The organism is Methanomassiliicoccales archaeon (assembly GCA_014361295.1).
In the GTDB taxonomy this organism is placed as follows: Archaea; Thermoplasmatota; Thermoplasmata; order Methanomassiliicoccales; family JACIVX01; genus JACIVX01.
Window position 1 is genome coordinate 1,035,224 of the sequence record JACIVX010000001.1, and the last position, 18,239, is coordinate 1,053,462.

Sequence of the window (18,239 nt, forward strand, 5' to 3'; positions counted from 1 at the left end):
ATCTGAGAACTTAATTATCAAAAATTCAAAGTGAGACCAGAGAAATTTGAGGATGAGAAGCCATAAGGTGATCAATGGCCGCAAGGCTTTTTGAAATAATATTAAAAGAGCTTTACGATTTAGCCCTCACATGCAAGCTCTTATCTCGAAAGCTGAGACTGCCTTGAAGAGGGATCTTTGCGATCATTGTCTGGGCCGGTTATTCGCTCAAATCGGCACTGGATTGACCAATAAACAACGTGGTGAATCCCTTCGACTAGGTGTTACGCTCAAGCGGGTTTTGAAAGGCGAGCCCCTTCCAATGCATGAAAAGTGCTGGGTCTGTGAGGAATTATTCAATTCAGTCGAAAGATTCGCTGAGGCCGCTGTCACAAAACTCTCCACTGTCGAGTATGATACATTTCTCATCGGATCCAAGGTTGACCCCGAGATTTTGGAACGAGAGGAACGACTCTGGGGAGAAGTCGGTGGCGAATATGCGGAATCAATTAAGAGCGAATTGAATAGAGAGATTGGAAAGATCGTTGAGGCGAAGACTGGAAAACATGTCGATTTCAGCCATCCTGACGTTGTGGCAGTCGTCGATACAAGGTTTGCTTCCGTCGAACTCGAGATCGCTCCTCTATTCATTTACGGCCGTTACAAAAAATATTCAAGGGAAATACCGCAGACCCGCTGGGTTTGCACGCTGTGCAGAGGGAGAGGATGCGAGCGCTGCAATTTCAAAGGAAAAATGTACGAGACGAGCATCCAAGAAATCATCGGAGAACCCATCTTAAAGGCGGCGAAAGGGGTTGACCATTTCTTCCATGGGATGGGGCGAGAAGACATCGATGTCAGAATGCTCGGTAATGGCAGGCCGTTTATCATCGAAATCAGAGAACCAAAGAAAAGGATGCTCGATCTAAGATCTCTTGAAAAAGTGATCAACGAATCAGGTGAGGGGATAATCGAGGTATCTGATCTTCGATTATCCTCGCGCGCCGAAGTGAAAAGAATCAAGTCGGCATCGCCCGAAAAGGTTTATAGGGTCGAGATCCTCCTTAATGGCAAAGTTAATAAGGAAAAGATTAATGAGGTACTGCAATCATTCAAAAACACTCGTATCACTCAGCAAACACCAACCAGGGTTGCTCACAGGAGAGCGGACAAGACAAGAGAAAAAAAGATCGTCAACATCACTGCGGAGGATATTGGTGACGACGTAATTACTCTTGTCATAAGGGCTGAGGCTGGGACATATATCAAGGAGTTCGTCCACGGTGATGGCGGACGAACTAGGCCGAGCCTCTCGGAGCTTCTGGGAGTACCCTGTGAGGTGAAATCTCTGGATGTGATAGAGGTCGCTGACAACACTGGAGAGGAATGATATGGTCAAAGCGTCAAAAGGGTCGAGGTGTAAGTCGAGGAACATACTCAAGAAAAGCCCTAGAGAGAGGGGATTGTCACCGATCACACGTGAGTTTCAGAAGTTTCAAGAAGGAGACAAGGTGAGTATTCAGATCGACTCCAGTGTTCACAGAGGCGCCCCGGATATCAGATTTCACGGAAAGACAGGCACCGTTGTAGGAAGCAGAGGTCGTGCATATATTTTGCAGGTTAAAGATGGAGATAAATATAAGACAATCATCGCAAGACCCGAACACCTAAGAAAGGCTGCGTAGGCGGTGTTGTCATGGCCGATGAACGCTTCGTCACCCTTGCTGAAGTAGAAGAGCTTCTCATGGAAGAAAGTAAGCTGAGGGAGCTCAGCTCAGAGCAGAAGCTCGCACTCGATCACGCGACCAGATTGAAAAAATTGCCAGCTGATAAAGCTAAAGCACTACAAAAGGAATTGGAACAGATTGATTTTGTTTCACCAGCTATTGCATGCAAGCTTGTCGATATCCTTCCGACTCACCCAGATGACGTTCGTATTCTCTTCACAAAGGAAAGACTTATCCTCGAGAAGAAGCACATCGAACAAATACTCAAAGTCGTGGAGAAATATCTCTAAGCCCTGGGGTGATCTTTTTGGAAGACTACGCTCGCATACTCGATTATTTACCCCAGGGGCTTCCATCAGAGAAATCGTTCAGAAGAGAGCCGATAGCCTACGGTCTTGGCGAAATTGAATTCAAGTTATTTGAGCTCGTTCCGAAACCCAACGCACAAATCATGATCGGCCAGAGAGTCTACATAGGAAAAGATATCAGCAAGAGAACCGAAATTCTTCATGTTAAAAGGAGAGTTAGTTACAGTGAACTTACAACTGCCGCCCAGAAGGAATTGCCATTTGTGATCGAGGAGATCGTCAAGGCGCATGAGCAGAAATTCGTTCAGTTCTTCAGTGATGCGCAGGCGATCACGACGAGATTCCACATGCTCGAATTACTTCCAGGCCTCGGCAAGAAGACGATGTGGGCAGTTCTGGAAGAGCGTAAGAAAGGACAATTCCAAAGCTTCGAAGATATTGCAAAGAGGGTCCCCTCGATCAAACATCCCGAGAAGCTCATTGCAAAGAGAATCGAAATAGAGCTGTCTGATCCGACGCAGAAATATCATCTTTTTGTGGCAAAATGATGTCAATATGAGGATTTCAGAAATCCTTGAGATCACCAGGAAATATAACGTGACCCCACGGAAACGTAAGGGGCAAAACTTTCTTGTTGATGAGAGAGTTGCAAACAGGGAGATTGAGTACGCTCAAATTTCCAAAGAGGATACTGTTCTCGAGATTGGGCCAGGCTTGGGAATTCTCACGTCGAGACTCGTAGAAAGAGCGAGACGAGTGATCGCTATCGAGTATGATCACGGACTCGCGAAATACAACCAAGAGCGTTTTGGGAGCAAACTGGAATTAATTGAAGGAGATGCCCTCGTGGTCCCTTTTCCTCCTTTTGATAAAATCGTATCGAATATTCCTTATAACATTTCCTCGCCTCTGATTTTCAAGATACTCGAACATCGATTCAAGCTCGCCGTTATCATGATACAGAAGGAGTTCGCGGAGCGAATGGTCGCTCTACCTGGGGATAAAGGATACTCAAGGCTTTCGGTCGGTACCTATTACCGCGCTGATTGCGAGCTGCTTGAGTTCGTTCCGAGATCGAGATTCTGGCCAGCGCCAGAAGTCGATTCGATGATTATCCGTCTAGTGCCCCGTGACCCTCCATTCAGAGTAAAAGACGAGAAATCATTTTTTGAACTCGTTGACCTTCTTTTCAAGTACCGGCGAAAGAAGATCGGAACGGTGCTGAGAATGAGCGGAATCGACGTGAAAGCGATCGAGCACCTTCCATACACAGAGCGCAGAGTCGATACACTGGCTCCACATGAAATCGGAATTCTTTCTGATGCGATATCTGGTCTCACTTCTTCAGAAAAGGAAAGCGCTCAATGATCGCTCTGACGAGTCTTTCTGATCCTTCTAGAAAAACATCGACCGCCGGAATCCCGAATATCGCCTCGAGTTTCCTGCAGACGTCCTTGACTTCATTGATCGATAGACCCTCATGATTAATGCCAAGCCCGATGACGGGCGCGTTAGAATATGCTTCGTAAAGTGCAATTTCTTTATGTAGATCTGGCATCGGGAGCTTCAGCTCAGGATCGTATGTCCTAAATTTTCTGCCTGGGGCATGCTGAATTATGATAGCATCTGGCTTTGTTGCAGAGATAATCGCACGCGTCCCGCAGACATAGACCGGATGTGTCAGAGAACCCTGCCCTTCCACAATAATGACGTCTGGCTTTTCATTCAGCCATGCCTGATAAATCGCATGCTCGAGTTCTCCGACCATGTAATCGCCCTGGATCGCATCCAAGGGCACGCCATACCTAGCTCCTTGGAGTAGTCCCGTCTGACCGGTCGCAACGAATTCGGATTTAACGCCGATTCGATTAAGTCCTTCAGTAATTTCAATTGCGGTCGTTCTCTTTCCGATCGCAGCGTCAGTACCGAGAACAGGGATCCTCACCGCTTGAATTTTACTTGCAAGATTTTTGTATTTGTGCAGCTGATGAAGAGGTGGCTCCTTTCTGATGTCCACGATCGATGCGCCACTCCGTTTCGCGATTTCGAGAAATTCCTTGTCCTCTGCGAGAAATTCATGAAGACCGGAAATCACGCTGATGCCATTCTCCAACGCTTCCCTGATCGTCGGCCTGAATTCTTTAGGGAGCATACCGCCAATCGTAGCCACTCCAATGATAAGGTACTCTGGCTTCGAGGGGCATCGTTCGAGCGCTTCTGAAAGAGATGAGAAAACAGGAATACCTCTTCTGATGCCGTCGACAACTTCTCCTGCATCCCTACCAGCATTCGTGCTGTCGATGACGCCGAGAACGCGATATTTCCTCGAATACCTGACCAGCCCCCTCGCTGTCTTACCCGCTGTTGTTCCGAGTTTGCCCTCGCAGAGCACAAGTGCGTCGTTCATCGACTCTCAGGTAAACTCATCAAACTGCAAAAAGATTGCCCGACTCGGATCCAATAATCCTATCTGATGTCATAAGTGTGATCTTTAATAATAATCCCAAGACTAAACTTTTCAATTGCTTCTTTGTATTTGATGTGTCACGACGGTCAAATTAAAGGTTAAGATGAATAAGGATGAAAGTCATCGAGGTGAAAACAGGAGGTACACCGTTGATCTACGAGGAGATTGCAAAGGCAATGGTCGATGGCGATGGCAATAAAGTGGTGAATTTGGTCGATGCTGCTCTTAACCAAGAGAACAAACCGCCTGCTGAGATTATCAAGAGAGGACTCGCACGCGGAATGGATATTCTCGGTCGATTGTATGAATCGGGAGAAAAGTATCTCGTTGATCTCATTGTTGCCTCTGACGCCTTCAAGAGATCCCTAGAAATCCTCAGACCTCGATTGATTGAATCAGAATCTGATGCAAAGCTGTCTGGCATCGTGATTTTAGGCACCGTTGAAGGCGACATTCATGAGATCGGCAAGAAACTCGTTGGAATCGCTCTTGAAGTCGCGGGATTCAGGGTTATCGATCTAGGGCCAGATGTGTCCCCAGATCGCTTTTCCAACGAGGCAAAAAATCTTGGAGCCGATATCCTCGGAATGTCTTCTCTCATCACTACAACAATGATCAATGCGAAGCGTACGATCGATAAGCTGGTCGAAGATGGAATTCGTGGAAACATCAAGATCATGGTTGGTGGTGCTCCAGTGGATGAATCGTTCGTCAGGAAAATCGGAGGAGACGCGTACGGAAAGGATGCTTTCGAAGCTGCCGCGGTCGCCAAAAAGATTGTCGGCTCATCAAGAGATAACTCATAACGCCGAAAGTTATTCGAGACCTTTGTTCATAAAACCAGTAATATAGAACTGATCAAACGTCTTCTTATCGAGTGCTGGTCATCCCGTTAAACTTGATGATAGATGATCATCTCTGACGGCCCCAACAAATGTATAGAATCGGATATCTGAAGATTTTCAAAATCATTGGATTGATTTCTTAACGGCACATTTCGAACTCGATACAATCTACAGTGATGGACTTCACCATAAGTGTTATACAACCATTGCAGAAACAAATGACTTAGGGATCACTATTTGTCGCTCAGGAAAGTATAAATGGTCACGATCACCATTCATTAACTGTAGAAGAAGGGATTTAAATGGGCGATGAGAAAAAGGGAAAGGTTGAAGAAGTGGCAGAAAAAACTGGAAAGGTAATAGGGAAGGGTATCAAAAAAGGCATCGAAGTGACCAAGGAGTTTGGAAAAGGTATCAAGAAAGGCCTTAAAGACGAGTAGAATCTTTCTGGATTTCTTCTAGTGATCCCATCACCAGATGCCAAAGAAAACTTTCGATAAACGCCTCTGTAAGCATTTCGTCGCGCAGAGTTTTCACCATATTTTAATCTTTAACCAATGATATAAAAGCAATTCACATCTCATAGAAATCTCTTTATCTCACAGAAATTTCTTTAAATGATAAAAGAGAAAAAAGAAAAAATGGCGAAATGTAAATCGTGTGGCACTGAGGTTGACATAATCTCAAAAAGTGTCGGTTTCTGCAGAGAGTGCATCATCAAATCAAATGAATGTGATCACGTCATCGCTGTTCGATCAAACACCAGGAGAAGATATGGTCTCCCCATTTTTCCGCCAGCTGATGGACAAAGATGCGGGCGTTGTGTCAATGATTGTCGTATACCCGATGGAGAAAGAGGATACTGCGGCGTTAGGGAGAACATATCAGGAAAAATTCAGAATGTGGCAGGTGACGAGGCATTTGCAATAGCCTACCACGACCCATTGCCGACGAATTGTGTTGCTTCATGGGTTTGCCCTGGTGGTACCGGCTCTGGATTTCCGAAGTATTCCTATGAAAGAGGGCCAGAAATCGGCTACAAGAATCTCGCCGTTTTTTATGGAGCATGCACCTTTGATTGCCTATTTTGCCAAAACTGGCATTATAAAGAATTGTGTCGATCGTCTTCATCGAGATTGGATGCAAAAAAGTTGGCTTCGATGGTCGATGCTAAAACATCTTGCATATGCTTCTTCGGCGGCGATCCGACACCCTTTATCGATCATTCGATCTCGACAGCAAGACATGCCCTCGCCAATTCAAACCGTATTCTGCGCATTTGCTGGGAAAGCAACGGCTCAATGGGAGTCAATTATGCCAAGGAAATTGGACTTATCGCCCTTGAAACAGGTGGCTGCGTGAAGATTGATCTGAAAGCATGGAATGAGAATCTTCACCGCATACTTTGCGGAGCAACGAATGAATGGACCCTGAAGAACATTGAATTACTTTCTCACATGGCCTCTTCGAGAAAAGATGTACCGCTCCTGATCGTTTCAACCCCTCTCATACCAGGTTATATTGATGAAAAGGAGGTGTCGGCGATTGCATCGTTTCTTGCTGATCTCGATCCAGATACGCCGTATTCGCTACTGGCATTCCACCCAGAATATTTAATGTCCGATTTGCCAACGACATCCAAAGCGCAAGCCCAGAGATGTCTGAAAGCTGCAAAAGATGCTGGTCTCAGACGTGTGAATATCGGAAATGAGTGGCTTCTCAGATAGAATTGAGAACTACTCAAAAAATATAAATCGCAAACTTAAATGATTTCAAGGCTCTAAGCTGTGCCAGCGGTTAATGGAGTTGCTTGATCCTCACAAAATCGTTGCCATTTTTCTAGATTGATTGATCAAAATATCACAATAAGGATCATGATAAATATGCGCTAAGGCTTGGTCAAAAAATTTACCAGCATCAATAATCAGATGCTTAGATACCATCAAGAGTTATACACAATCTAATCGATATCATCTTCTTATGCCAAGACTCAATCCTGTTTTTCTTATTCTCTCTCACATGGAAACATCATATCGAATTCTCGAATTTTCAATTTCATGAACCTGAAAGCGATCGTCGCAATAGCAAAACTTGCGAACAGACCAGCGAAATAGATTTCCATTCCCTGAGAAAAGATCACCCCCAATATCGCGAAGAAATTGAATAGACCATGAACAACAATAGCTAGGATCACATAACGCAACCAGCGAGAACGACGTCCAATCTGTCTGAAGAGTTTAGCCTTGCCGATTCCGTATCCCGAAATGGCGGTCGAACTTGCGTGAAGAACTGTCGAGGTCAAAGTCCTCAATATTGCAGCGACTAGGAAGACCTCGAATCCAGCAAGCAACGCGTCTCCGAAATAGATGACATTTTCTGCTGCTGCAAATCCCAAACCCGCAGCGGCGCCATAAATCATTCCGTCTTCAAGTTCCGCTAAGCGCCTGTACGCGAGAAAAACGCCGCTCGCCTTGACGAATTCTTCAACAATAGGCGCGATGACCACTGCAAGGATAAAAAGATAAATCTCCGGACTCGGGCCGTTGACGCCCCAGAGAAATCTATTGAGCAAACTCCCATTCTCAAATAATATATAAACAAGTGAAGTCTCGATTACGAAAGCGATTCCAAAAGCGGCTGTCAAACCGAAAAAAAAGTACAAGGAATACGAGAAAAAGGGGCTCTTGCTTGCATATCTCCGTGTTCCGAATCCAAAGGATATACAATACCGAAGGCGCAAGGGCAACAAGAATCACCGTAATTATCTCCAAAGTGCCAATTTCCATTTTTTCCCAGATAATGAAGAGCGTGCATGACTAATATAAATTGCCCGTGCTAGTATGCCAAAGGCCAAGAAGACATTAATTACCACAATTTTCAATCATGTGAATTATGGATCATGTATCAAAGCGATTCACGGAAACTATAGTTGGGGATGTTTACGACTTGATTGTGAAACGGCCTTCAACCGTCAAGTCGAGCGCGAAGATCAGGGACGCGATTGAAGAAATGCTTCAAAATCCCGTTTCGAGAAAAGTCTACGTCGTTGATGATGATGGGAAACTGATCGGAACTGTGACCACTGAAACGATACTCAGACTTTTAGGCTATCGCGTTGGTGTCAGGGAGAGCGGTGCGATATCATTTTATAGATTTCTCAGAGACGCCCTCAAAGAAGATGTCATGAGCGTGATGCAGAAGAGCACTGCTGTCAAGAAGGAGACGAAGCTAACAGAAGTATTGCAACTGATGATTGAGAATCACCTCAACGACCTTCCAGTTATTGACGATCAAGGGAGACTCATTGGTGAGGTTATTAGTCTGGAACTTTTCATCATAGGAAAGGGTGTTTTTGAGGGATCGATCAGCTCTGACAGCTGATCCTCTTTTGCTTTCTTCTGACGAGGATCTTGAAGATCTCCATGACAAGGAGGAGAATCATAGCAAGCAATAACAGCATGAGCCATTCTTCCATCGATACGGGCTCGATTCTCAACACTTCCTGCATCACCGGTATATGCATCGCTAGTATGTGAATTCCCTGGGCGCCAAACACGCCGGCTAAGAGGAAATAATTCTTGCTAATTGGAACTCTGAATGCCGATTCATATTCCGAGCGGCAGTTGAAGACATGAATGTTTTCAAGGAGTACCATGAAAAGGAAGGTTAGATTCGATGCTTCGAAATACGAGCGTCCATCGATCACGAGCAGATAATAAAACAAGAGGAAAGCCAGCGACCCCATTGTGATCGAGGATAAGGCGACCTGTCGGATCATCAGTTTGTCAAAGATGCCCTCTGATGGATCGCGTGGAGGTTTCTTCATCACTCCAGGATCGCCGGCTTCCATTGCAAGGACAACATGCTGAATCCCATTCGTGACAACGTTAAGCCACAGGAGCTGAATGGCGAGCAATGGTATCGCAAGGTGAGCACCTTCAGCCTTGATACCGATGAAGATTGCGAGAATGAAGAGCAGGATTTCTGCAGCGCCGGTTGAGACCAGCAAATATGTAACCTTTCTGATATTTTCATAAGCATACCTGCCTTCTTCCACCCCAGCGACGATTGAAGCGAAGTTATCGTCGGTGATGATGATCGATGCTGCATCCTTTGCGACATCGGTTCCAGTTCCCATCGCCACCCCGATATTTGCTTTTCTGAGAGCGGGTGCATCGTTGACCCCATCACCAGTCACAGCAACAAAATGGCCTATCCTCATCAACGCGTCAACAATCTGCAGCTTCTGAACAGGCGTTACTCTTGCGAACACCTTTTTTCCTCTAACTAGATTGACAAATTCTGGATTATCTGGTGAGCTAGCCTGTGATAATTGGCTGCCCGTGATGACTTCCTCTTCAGATTCGGCGATCCCAAGGTTTCTTGCAATTGCGAGTGCGGTTGAGGGGTGATCACCAGTAACCATAATCACATTGATTCCCGCATACTTGCATATCTCAACAGCTTCCTTGACTTCGGGTCTCGGAGGATCGATGAGTCCCGCGAGCCCAAGAAATGTGAGCGAAGGAATGCCTTCTTCGCCAAGAGGGTTGCCGTCAGGATTAATTTCAGTTTCCCCCACTGCAACTGCAAGTACCCTGTAACCATTTCTTGCCATTGCACTCGCTTCATCTTCGATAACCTTTCGATCAATTTGACTGATGCCATCCTGTGTCCTCATCATCTTGCAAAAATCTAGGACTGCTTCAACAGCGCCTTTAACAAAGACACGCACGTTTCCATCAATAAGATAGAATTTGGCGGCGTAGCGTTTCTCGGATTCAAAAGGAACTTCCCCGACGACGGGGAACTTCGTTCTCAACTCCATAGGATTGATACCAACCTTATGCGCAAAAGCAAGGAATGAGATATCAACAGCATCTCCCGTTGCAGACCAATCATCGCCTGACAAAATCAATGAGGCGTCGTTACAGAGAGCGCTGGCCACAGCAAACTCTCTGAGTCTCTCCATATCGACGCTCACGATGGGATCTTCGAATAAGGAGGTCACCTCACCCTTCACCGAATAACCTTCGCCTGTGACGTTAAATTTTGAATCAAGTGGCAGGTAAACGAGTTTGACTGTTTGCATATTCACAGTCAGTGTTCCAGTTTTGTCGCTCGCGATGCATGTACAACTCCCCAAAGATTCCACTGCTGCAAGCCTTCTCACAAGCACGTTTCTCCTAGACATCTTTGTAACTCGTACGACAAGTGCAACTGTTACTGCCACCGGAAGGCCCTCGGGAATCGCCGAAACCGCGAGTGCAACAGCTAGAAAGAAAACCTCATCTAAAGGCATCCCTTTTATGGCAGCCACGATCGCAAGAAGGGACGCGGCGCCAACGACGATCAAACTAATCTGTTTGGAGAACCGCTCGAGGCGCTGGATAAGCGGTGGTTTTGCACTTTCGGTGAAAGTAACGACCTCGGCAATTCGTCCGATCTCAGTCTCTGTTCCCGTTGCGACAACAATTCCAAGCGCACGACCACTGCTGACCGTCGTACCAGCGAATGCAATGTTCTTCCGATCGCTCACGACCGTCTCTTCTGGCAACAGAGTCACCGCTTTTTCCACGGGAATCGATTCGCCCGTAAGCAGCGACTCGTCGACTGTAAAATTCGATAACGAGATCAAACGGATGTCAGCGGGAACCTTATTTCCCGATTCCAAAATGACGAGATCGCCAGGAACAAGACCATCTGCTGGAATGACAAATTCTTTCCCTGATCTTCTCACTCTCGCACTCGCTTTCAAAAGCTGCTGCAATCGCTCGGCGCTTTTCTCTGCCTTCATTTCTTGGACTGTCCCGATAATCGCGTTGATCAAAACAACAACAAAAATGAATGTCGCATCGAGTGTTTCGTCGAGAAAGAACGCGACAAGACCCGCTGCAAGGAGTACATAAATGAGGGGGCTCAGAAATTGCCGGATGAAGATTTCGATGATGGATGGCGGCCTTCTCATTGGTAGAATGTTGGGACCAAATTCTTTCAAGCGCTTCTCACATTCATCTACGGAAAGCCCTTCTGGACTAGTCTTGAGTTTTTCAAAAAGCTCTGCTTCCGTAATCGAATGCCACGCAATTGTGCTCCCTAGTTTACTGGCTCTTGTCGATTTATCGAGCGGTCGATACTTGCGGATAAATCGGAAACTCTGTTTTTTCTTCGATGTTTTCATCTGCGACCAACCTTAGGAATCGATAAACGGGCTCGCTCAAAAGATGTATAAGTTGAGCTGGCTTCTGGCTTTTATAGAGAAACTGATTAATAACGCTTTCCTTACCAATGGATGCCCATATAAATGGAGACTTTATCATAATCGTTAAAATTCAATAGTGCCTCTTCCATTGACACTAACGAGGGTTGAAATGACTATTAAGAAGGTTGTCAAAGATCTCCGAGTTAGGGATGTGATGACAAAAGATGTCATCGCGATTCATGAAGATATAATGCTCAAGGATCTCAAGGCGCTTTTCGACAAGTATGACTATAATGGTTTCCCCGTTGTGCGCGATGGCTATCTCGTCGGCATTGTTACAAAACTGGATTTGTTAAAAACTTTTTCACCTGGAAAAAGCGTTTCGAAAACCGATCTTCTCAAATTATTCGCTGAAAAAGTCGGCGAGATCATGAGAAGGGCCGTCATTTCGATCAACGTTGATGATGATTTGAAAAAGGCCATTGAGTACATGGTTGAATTCAAATTGAGAAGTCTACCAGTTGTTGACAATGAAGGTAAACTCGTCGGTATGATATCTCGAAAGGATGTTATGGACCATTTATTGATCACTGACAATGATAGCTTTAATTAAATCAAAATGGAATTACTAGGTTTATCGATGGCATCCCCAGAGAGGATGGTTATAATCGTCTCGCGTTCATACTGAGTTATATCATCCAAGTGAAAGATTTGGTGTGGTGTGAGAGGCTGATTTTAGTCAGAAATAATACCAGATGCTTTCATAATCCTCAATGTTCTCTCCTCTCGACGCCAGGCGATCGAGGAATTCCGCAATCGGAACATCCCTGTAAATATAGGTGGGTGCGAGAGCGATGTTCTTCTCCCAGGGATGGAATTCATAAACCCTTTCTCCCTCTGAGGTGATCATGATCAGATCATGGTGCTGCCATGCCCTGAGATGATTCTTCCCTAGTGCGGGGATATTGAAGACCGGTTCATCCGTTCTTGAGAGTCCTGGGATAAGACGCGCTTCCTCTTTTGCTTCCTGCAAAATACGCGCAATTGGAACTCTGAACCAGCGAGTCTCTTCTTTGCCTTTCGTGTTGAAGGTGTAGTAGGGATCGACGCCAATTCTCTTGAGCAGGATTCTAAGTGCCACCGTCTCAAACCGCCTACAGTTCTCGAAGGTGAAAACCTGTTGATTGTAAACCATTATTCCTTTTTTTCTGATCGCTTGCACAGCGTTCGCAGCATCTGGTGTGATTTCGTATGGATGCTCAAAATGCGTTACAATGCAGAGCTCCCTACTCGGCGGATTGTGCGCATCAGCAAGAACTCCGAGATATGAATCATTGAATCGCATTGGCAAAACGACGGGGAGCCTCGTGCCGATCCTGATCCTTTGTATATGGGGCATTGCCGCAAAACGTTCAATAATCTCCCGTTGAAGACTGTCGGATAGAAGGGCCGGATCGCCGCCAGTGATCAAAACTTCTGTGATCGCAGGATGTTCTTCAAACCACCTGATCGCATCGTTGATCTGCTGTTTCGTCGCTAACGCACAGGGACTCAGAACTCCATCAATTTCCCAGTTCCTCTGGCAATATACACACACCTGAGCGCAGGCGTTATAAGGTTTGAAGATCGCAATCATCGGATAGCGTCTCGTGATGAGAGAAATCGGTGACGTTTGTCGCTCTTTCATAAAATCAAAGACGACATCGCGCTTGTCTTTGAATGATATCATCGCCTCAACGTAATCGAGTGAGGGAATTACTTGCGCGCGCAAAGCATGATCATTCTTACGGCTTGCGTCTTTATCCATTAGAGAGAGGTAATATGGTGTGATTCCAAACGGGATTCCGTTCTCAACAGCTAGTCTGATCGCTTCTCTTTCAGACATTGTAAGGTCAATGATCTCCGATATTGTGTCAACATCCCTCAAAATATTCTTTAACTGCCATCGATAATCTTGCCAGTCGTCTTCTGTCCCGCCGAGAACATCGAGTATTCTCTTCCTATTAGCTTCTCTGATTTCAATGATCTTGGGATCAAGGCCATGAGCATATGAATTGATTCGTGAGAAGCAACGTCTTGCCAGTTCATCCAGATATTCGGATCGAACCCGTGCAGCCTCAGGCCCCTCAAATTCGAGAAACGGTGGTGCTTCTTCCTTATAAATACCTGATTTGCCAAGAGATCCTTTAGCAATGTGAAGCACATCGAGGAAAAAGGCATGGAAAGCAGGGGGGACAATGTCGTAGCGCTTGACAAGATTGTAAAGAACTCTCAAAGTACTGCAGCCAGCAACATCCTCGTTTCTTCTCGAGAGAAAATTTTTCAAGACACGAACGCAACTCAGAGCAGTCACCCTCTCGAGGGCTTCAATTGAGCACTCGCGATCCAAATAGAATCGCTCTCTGCGTTCCATTAACTGCATTAACCTTTCGCGAGCTTCTTCAAGATCTTCGCTATTCTCAAGTTCCTTGTACATTTCGGGGTCCGTTTCAAACAGCTCACGAACCCTCAGGATACGACGTGCTGCTACTTGCATCCTCTCAATGACAGTAGGGTCATCAAGCTCAACCTGATTTGACTGCGCTTCCTCCATTTGGTAGACATCTTCATCAGACATTTTAACCACCGAGGCGATTGAGCGCGCAGGGGAAAAGAGATTCCATGACCCAAAAGGCCCGACAATGTTCGCAATCAACCCTGCACCGCGAAATTTGATGCGAGTTCTATTTTGTTTATGAGTTTGTCTTATTAATAATTATTCCTCTTTCATTCAAGTTTCTGATTTTTTGGTTCCACTGCGCGAGTGAAATGGCTTGAGATTTACTTCGTTCATTGAGTACGATTCGTTCAAATCACGCACCCGCCATCAATAGCTTTTGAGCGCCGTTTCTGGTGTGCGGGAAAACTACGGCAGAATGATTCCCTTGTAGGAAAAGAATCGCCGTGCGTGGATAATGAATTAGTTATAATTTTCTAAATCTTTCAAAAATACAAGCTTGTCTTTCAGGCAAAAAACGATTTTCAAATATAAAATCGAGGAATCGGAGATAATGATTTTTACATGGGCGTCTATATGCAATCGATAACATGCAGATCGGTATCGTCGGCAAACCCAACGTGGGGAAGTCGACTTTCTTCTCTGCGGCAACCTTGGCGACCGTTGAGATTGCAGACTACCCATTTACAACTATCAAACCGAACAGGGGTGTTGCCTACATAAGGGCAAAGTGCCCCCACACTGAGTTCGGCGTCAAGTGCAATCCGCGAAATTCTGCCTGCGAAAACGGAATTAGGCTCGTGCCTGTCGAACTTCTCGACGTCGCAGGACTTGTACCAGACGCATGGCAAGGTAGGGGATTGGGTAATAAATTTCTCGATGATTTGCGGCAGGCAGCAGCCCTCATTCATGTCGTTGATGCGAGCGGCGGTACAGATGAGGAAGGGAATAAGATCCCCCCAGGATCCCACGATCCACTATCAGACATCAAATTCCTCGAGCAAGAAATAGCATACTGGATAAAAGGAATACTCGAAAAGGGATTTGCGAAGATGGCAAGACAGGCACATCTTGAAGGCATCAAGGTTGAGAAAGCTATTCATGAGCGACTGACAGGACTCGGGGTATCAGAAACCGACATCATCATGGCGATAAGAAATGCGGGATTACCGGACAACCCAATGTACTGGCAGGATGCGGATCTTCTAAGATTAGCAGATGCTATAAGAAAACAAGGCAAACCGATGATTATCGCTCTTAATAAAGCCGATGTTGCGAGCGAAAGTCTACTGACACGATTGATGAATCTCGAGGGCTATATCACTGTCCCTGTATGTGCAGAATCGGAGCTTGGACTTAAGAGAGCTGCCAAGGCGGGACTGATTCGATATTTACCAGGTGACAAAGATTTCACGATCATCGATCCCCAGAAACTCAATGAGAATCAGAAAAAGGCGCTCGATTACTTCGCAAAGGTCATGAAAAAGTGCGGTCATGGAACCGGTGTCCAAATTTGCTTGGAAAAAGCGGTATACGACCTTCTCGACATGATCGTGGTCTATCCGGTCGAAGATGATAACAAACTCACTGATCATGACGGGCATGTCCTACCAGACGCGTACCTCGTGAAAAGAGGGAGCAATGCAAGAGATCTCGCATATAAGATACATACGGAACTTGGCGATAATTTCGTGAGGGCGATCAACGCGAGAACGCACAGAACAGTTGGTCATGATTATATATTGCAGAATGGTGATGTGATAACTATCGTTGCGCGAAAGTGATTGATGTGGGTAGCTGGGACGTGAGACTTCTTACAGCGTCGTATCGAAGGAATGCAGACGACAACATTACGATCGAGATGTATGGAAAGACGATCGATGGTAGATCGATTGCCATCAGATTCACCGGATTCCTTCCCTATTTTCATGTCCTCGAGCCAACGAAAGATGTGATTGAATCCCTGAAAAAAGATCCGAATGTCGTCAATATCGAGGAAATAGAACTTTTCCACAAGGGAAAGGTGAACAAGGCTGCGAAAGTCGTTCTCAAGTTTCCTTGGACTGTCCCCGAATACAGATCGAGATTGAAGCGCATGAACTTTGAGGTTCTCGCTGCCGACATCCCCTTCCACAACCGATTTATTTACGACTTCGACATCCCCGCATGCATCCGCGTCTTCGGCAAGGAACGGGATAAGACGGGTTACACAACAGATATCGTTATCGACATGGACAGGGTGAACGATAAGCCGCGATTCGAAGAAATTCCGTCATTCAACCCGAAATTAAAGATACTGGCTTTCGATGTCGAGAACAGCATTAAAGATAATCACATCTATACAATTTGCTACGCGATCAAGGAAAATGGAAAGATTCGTCACGGGCATCCCCTGACCGGTGAGGAGAGAGAGATCATCGAATCTTTTTCCAAAGTGATGCAGAGCGAGGATCCAGATGTGGTGACTGGATACAACATCGACGGATACGATATTCCGATTATCATCGAGAGGGCAAAAGCGGTTGGTATTCCAGGATTACAGTGGGGGAGGGATCTCAGTGAACCGAGGCCGATCATGAACCGGTTCTGGCGACTCACTGGGAGATTGGTCGCAGATGCGTGGTGGGCAACAAAAATACAACTCAAACCGAAGCAAGAAACGCTCAATCATGTCGCCAAATTACTACTGGGAGAGGAGAAGATCGATGTCGATCCGAGGAAGATCGACGAGGAATGGATATCCAATAGAGATAAAGTCCTTAAGTATTGTCTGAAAGATGCCGAACTCTCACTGCGCATTCTGGAAACGGTCGATATCTTGAGGAAAAGCATGGATCTCGCCGCCGTTTCACGCCTGCCAGTTGATGATGTACTCAATTCCGGCGCTTCCCAGCTGATCGATTCAATCCTCATCAGGGCCGCTGATCGCCAGCGCCCTCCTGTCGGCGTTCCTCTGACTGGGAGCTCCGAAGACGAAGAGACGATCGAAGGGGGATATGTTCATACAATTGAGCCAGGAATCTATCACTGGGTATGCATACTCGACTTCAAATCAATGTATCCCTCGCTCATTATCTCAAAAAACATCTGCTTCACGACTCTGAATGAAAACGGCGATATCATCAGTCCAACAGGTGTTCGGTTTCTCAGTAAGGAGCAGAAAGAAGGACTGCTCCCCCAGATTCTAACGAGGTTGATGAAAGATCGCGATGAAATCAAAAAAAGAATGAAGGAAGCGAAGAGCCCCGAAGAATACCGGTATTACGACGGATTGCAGGCTGCGATCAAGGTTCTTATGAATGCATTCTATGGCGTCTTCGCCTCCTCCTTCTATAGATTCACCGATCGAAAGATTGGCGGCTCGATTACAGCCTTCGCTCGCGAAACAATCAAGGGCATCATCGCGGAGCTTGAAAAAGAAGGACATAAAGTCATTTACTCCGACACAGACTCAATTTTTGTCCAATCCCCATATCAGACTCTCGAGGAAACGATCAAATTCGGGCAGGAAATCGCTGCGAGATTTTCGAACGAGGGACGATCGCTTGAATTTGAAAAAATCATTGAACCGCTTTTCACGCATGGAAAGAAAAAGAGGTATGTGGGTAGAGTGATCTGGCCGAATGAAGAAATACTGATCAGAGGGTATGAGGTGAGGAGAACCGATTCATTCGACCTTCAAAGCGAGGTTCTCATGCGCGTTTTTGAGCAAATTCTGGACGGAAAGACAGAGGAGGCTGTGAAAGTCGCGAGACAGGCGGTCGCAGACACACTAGCGGGAAAGGTTCCGATTGAAAAGCTTGTCATTTCGAGATCGTGCAAACCCTTTAACCAATACAAAGATCCAGATAGCCAGGCCACAGTTCAGACGGCGAAGAAGCTCATGGCTCTCGGATATGAATTCGTTCCAGGCATGAAGGTCTCCTGGATCGTCACCGATTCCCGGAAGACACCGCAGGAGGTCGAGCCATATGTCAGCGGCAAAAAATTATCTGGAACACCCGACTGGCGTTATTATGCCGAGAGACTTGCTCAGACCGTTGCGCGCGCAACCGAAGTATTTGGATGGGATGAGCGAAGTTTGATGATGGGATCGCAGCAGTTCACACTCTTCGACGAGTCATTTGAGAAAACGAAGCGCGAAGAGAAAGAAAAACAACAACCGAAGAAGACACAAAGAAAGCTCAGTCTAGAGGACTTCATGTAACCATGCT

Annotated in this window: 16 protein-coding genes; 12 read left to right on the plus strand and 4 right to left on the minus strand. The window is 45.9% G+C overall.

Annotated features, from left to right (window positions below; translation table 11 throughout):
- The first annotated feature begins 130 nt into the window (after window positions 1-130).
- From H5T41_05195 to rsmA, 5 genes are read left to right on the plus strand one after another with little or no spacing between them, the layout of a single operon-like run.
- Complete coding sequence (locus tag H5T41_05195; GenBank protein ID MBC7108166.1) at window positions 131-1,369, plus strand: tRNA pseudouridine(54/55) synthase Pus10; 1,239 nt, start codon at window positions 131-133, stop codon at window positions 1,367-1,369.
- A gap of 1 nt (window position 1,370) precedes the next feature.
- Window positions 1,371-1,664, plus strand: coding sequence for a 50S ribosomal protein L21e (locus H5T41_05200; protein ID MBC7108167.1), 294 nt, complete (start codon window positions 1,371-1,373; stop codon window positions 1,662-1,664).
- 11 nt (window positions 1,665-1,675) lie between these two features.
- Window positions 1,676-1,996 carry an RNA polymerase gene (locus tag H5T41_05205; protein ID MBC7108168.1) on the plus strand — a complete coding sequence of 107 codons (321 nt, stop codon included), beginning with the start codon at window positions 1,676-1,678 and terminating at the stop codon, window positions 1,994-1,996.
- Between the two features lie 17 nt (window positions 1,997-2,013).
- A complete protein-coding gene (locus H5T41_05210) occupies window positions 2,014-2,562 on the plus strand; it encodes a DUF655 domain-containing protein (protein MBC7108169.1) in 549 nt (182 codons plus the stop codon).
- 7 nt (window positions 2,563-2,569) lie between these two features.
- Window positions 2,570-3,382 carry a ribosomal RNA small subunit methyltransferase A gene (rsmA, locus tag H5T41_05215; GenBank protein ID MBC7108170.1) on the plus strand — a complete coding sequence of 271 codons (813 nt, stop codon included), beginning with the start codon at window positions 2,570-2,572 and terminating at the stop codon, window positions 3,380-3,382.
- Here rsmA and H5T41_05220 read toward each other — a convergent pair.
- Entirely contained in the window at window positions 3,351-4,421 is a 1,071-nt protein-coding gene (locus tag H5T41_05220) for a DUF1611 domain-containing protein (GenBank protein ID MBC7108171.1), read from the minus strand. The genes rsmA and H5T41_05220 overlap by 32 nt on opposite strands.
- Before the next feature lie 173 nt (window positions 4,422-4,594).
- Here H5T41_05220 and H5T41_05225 point away from each other — a divergent pair, with 173 nt between their 5' ends.
- The 3 genes from H5T41_05225 (at window position 4,595) to H5T41_05235 (ending at window position 7,053) form a co-directional block, all read left to right on the plus strand.
- Entirely contained in the window at window positions 4,595-5,287 is a 693-nt protein-coding gene (locus tag H5T41_05225; GenBank protein ID MBC7108172.1) for a cobalamin B12-binding domain-containing protein, read from the plus strand.
- 341 nt (window positions 5,288-5,628) lie between these two features.
- Entirely contained in the window at window positions 5,629-5,766 is a 138-nt protein-coding gene (locus H5T41_05230; GenBank protein ID MBC7108173.1) for a hypothetical protein, read from the plus strand.
- 177 nt (window positions 5,767-5,943) lie between these two features.
- Window positions 5,944-7,053 (plus strand): radical SAM protein, encoded by a 1,110-nt coding sequence (locus H5T41_05235; protein ID MBC7108174.1) that lies wholly within the window; start codon window positions 5,944-5,946, stop codon window positions 7,051-7,053.
- Between the two features lie 278 nt (window positions 7,054-7,331).
- Here H5T41_05235 and H5T41_05240 read toward each other — a convergent pair whose 3' ends face one another.
- Window positions 7,332-8,072, minus strand: coding sequence for a PrsW family intramembrane metalloprotease (locus H5T41_05240; GenBank protein ID MBC7108175.1), 741 nt, complete (start codon window positions 8,070-8,072; stop codon window positions 7,332-7,334).
- A 146-nt stretch (window positions 8,073-8,218) separates the two neighbouring features.
- Here H5T41_05240 and H5T41_05245 point away from each other — a divergent pair, with 146 nt between their 5' ends.
- Window positions 8,219-8,707, plus strand: coding sequence for a CBS domain-containing protein (locus tag H5T41_05245; protein ID MBC7108176.1), 489 nt, complete (start codon window positions 8,219-8,221; stop codon window positions 8,705-8,707).
- Here H5T41_05245 and H5T41_05250 read toward each other — a convergent pair.
- Window positions 8,691-11,507 carry an HAD-IC family P-type ATPase gene (locus H5T41_05250; GenBank protein MBC7108177.1) on the minus strand — a complete coding sequence of 939 codons (2,817 nt, stop codon included), beginning with the start codon at window positions 11,505-11,507 and terminating at the stop codon, window positions 8,691-8,693. The genes H5T41_05245 and H5T41_05250 overlap by 17 nt on opposite strands.
- Window positions 11,508-11,697: 190 nt before the next feature.
- Here H5T41_05250 and H5T41_05255 point away from each other — a divergent pair, with 190 nt between their 5' ends.
- Complete coding sequence (locus H5T41_05255) at window positions 11,698-12,141, plus strand: CBS domain-containing protein (GenBank protein MBC7108178.1); 444 nt, start codon at window positions 11,698-11,700, stop codon at window positions 12,139-12,141.
- 126 nt (window positions 12,142-12,267) lie between these two features.
- On the opposite strand, the gene H5T41_05260 is transcribed toward H5T41_05255, so the two are convergent.
- Window positions 12,268-14,064, minus strand: coding sequence for a KamA family radical SAM protein (locus H5T41_05260; protein MBC7108179.1), 1,797 nt, complete (start codon window positions 14,062-14,064; stop codon window positions 12,268-12,270).
- A gap of 551 nt (window positions 14,065-14,615) precedes the next feature.
- On the opposite strand from H5T41_05260, the gene H5T41_05265 reads away from it, so the two are divergent.
- Complete coding sequence (locus H5T41_05265) at window positions 14,616-15,809, plus strand: redox-regulated ATPase YchF (protein MBC7108180.1); 1,194 nt, start codon at window positions 14,616-14,618, stop codon at window positions 15,807-15,809.
- Window positions 15,810-15,886: 77 nt separating this feature from the next.
- A complete protein-coding gene (locus H5T41_05270) occupies window positions 15,887-18,232 on the plus strand; it encodes a DNA polymerase II (GenBank protein ID MBC7108181.1) in 2,346 nt (781 codons plus the stop codon).
- Window positions 18,233-18,239: the final 7 nt, after the last annotated feature.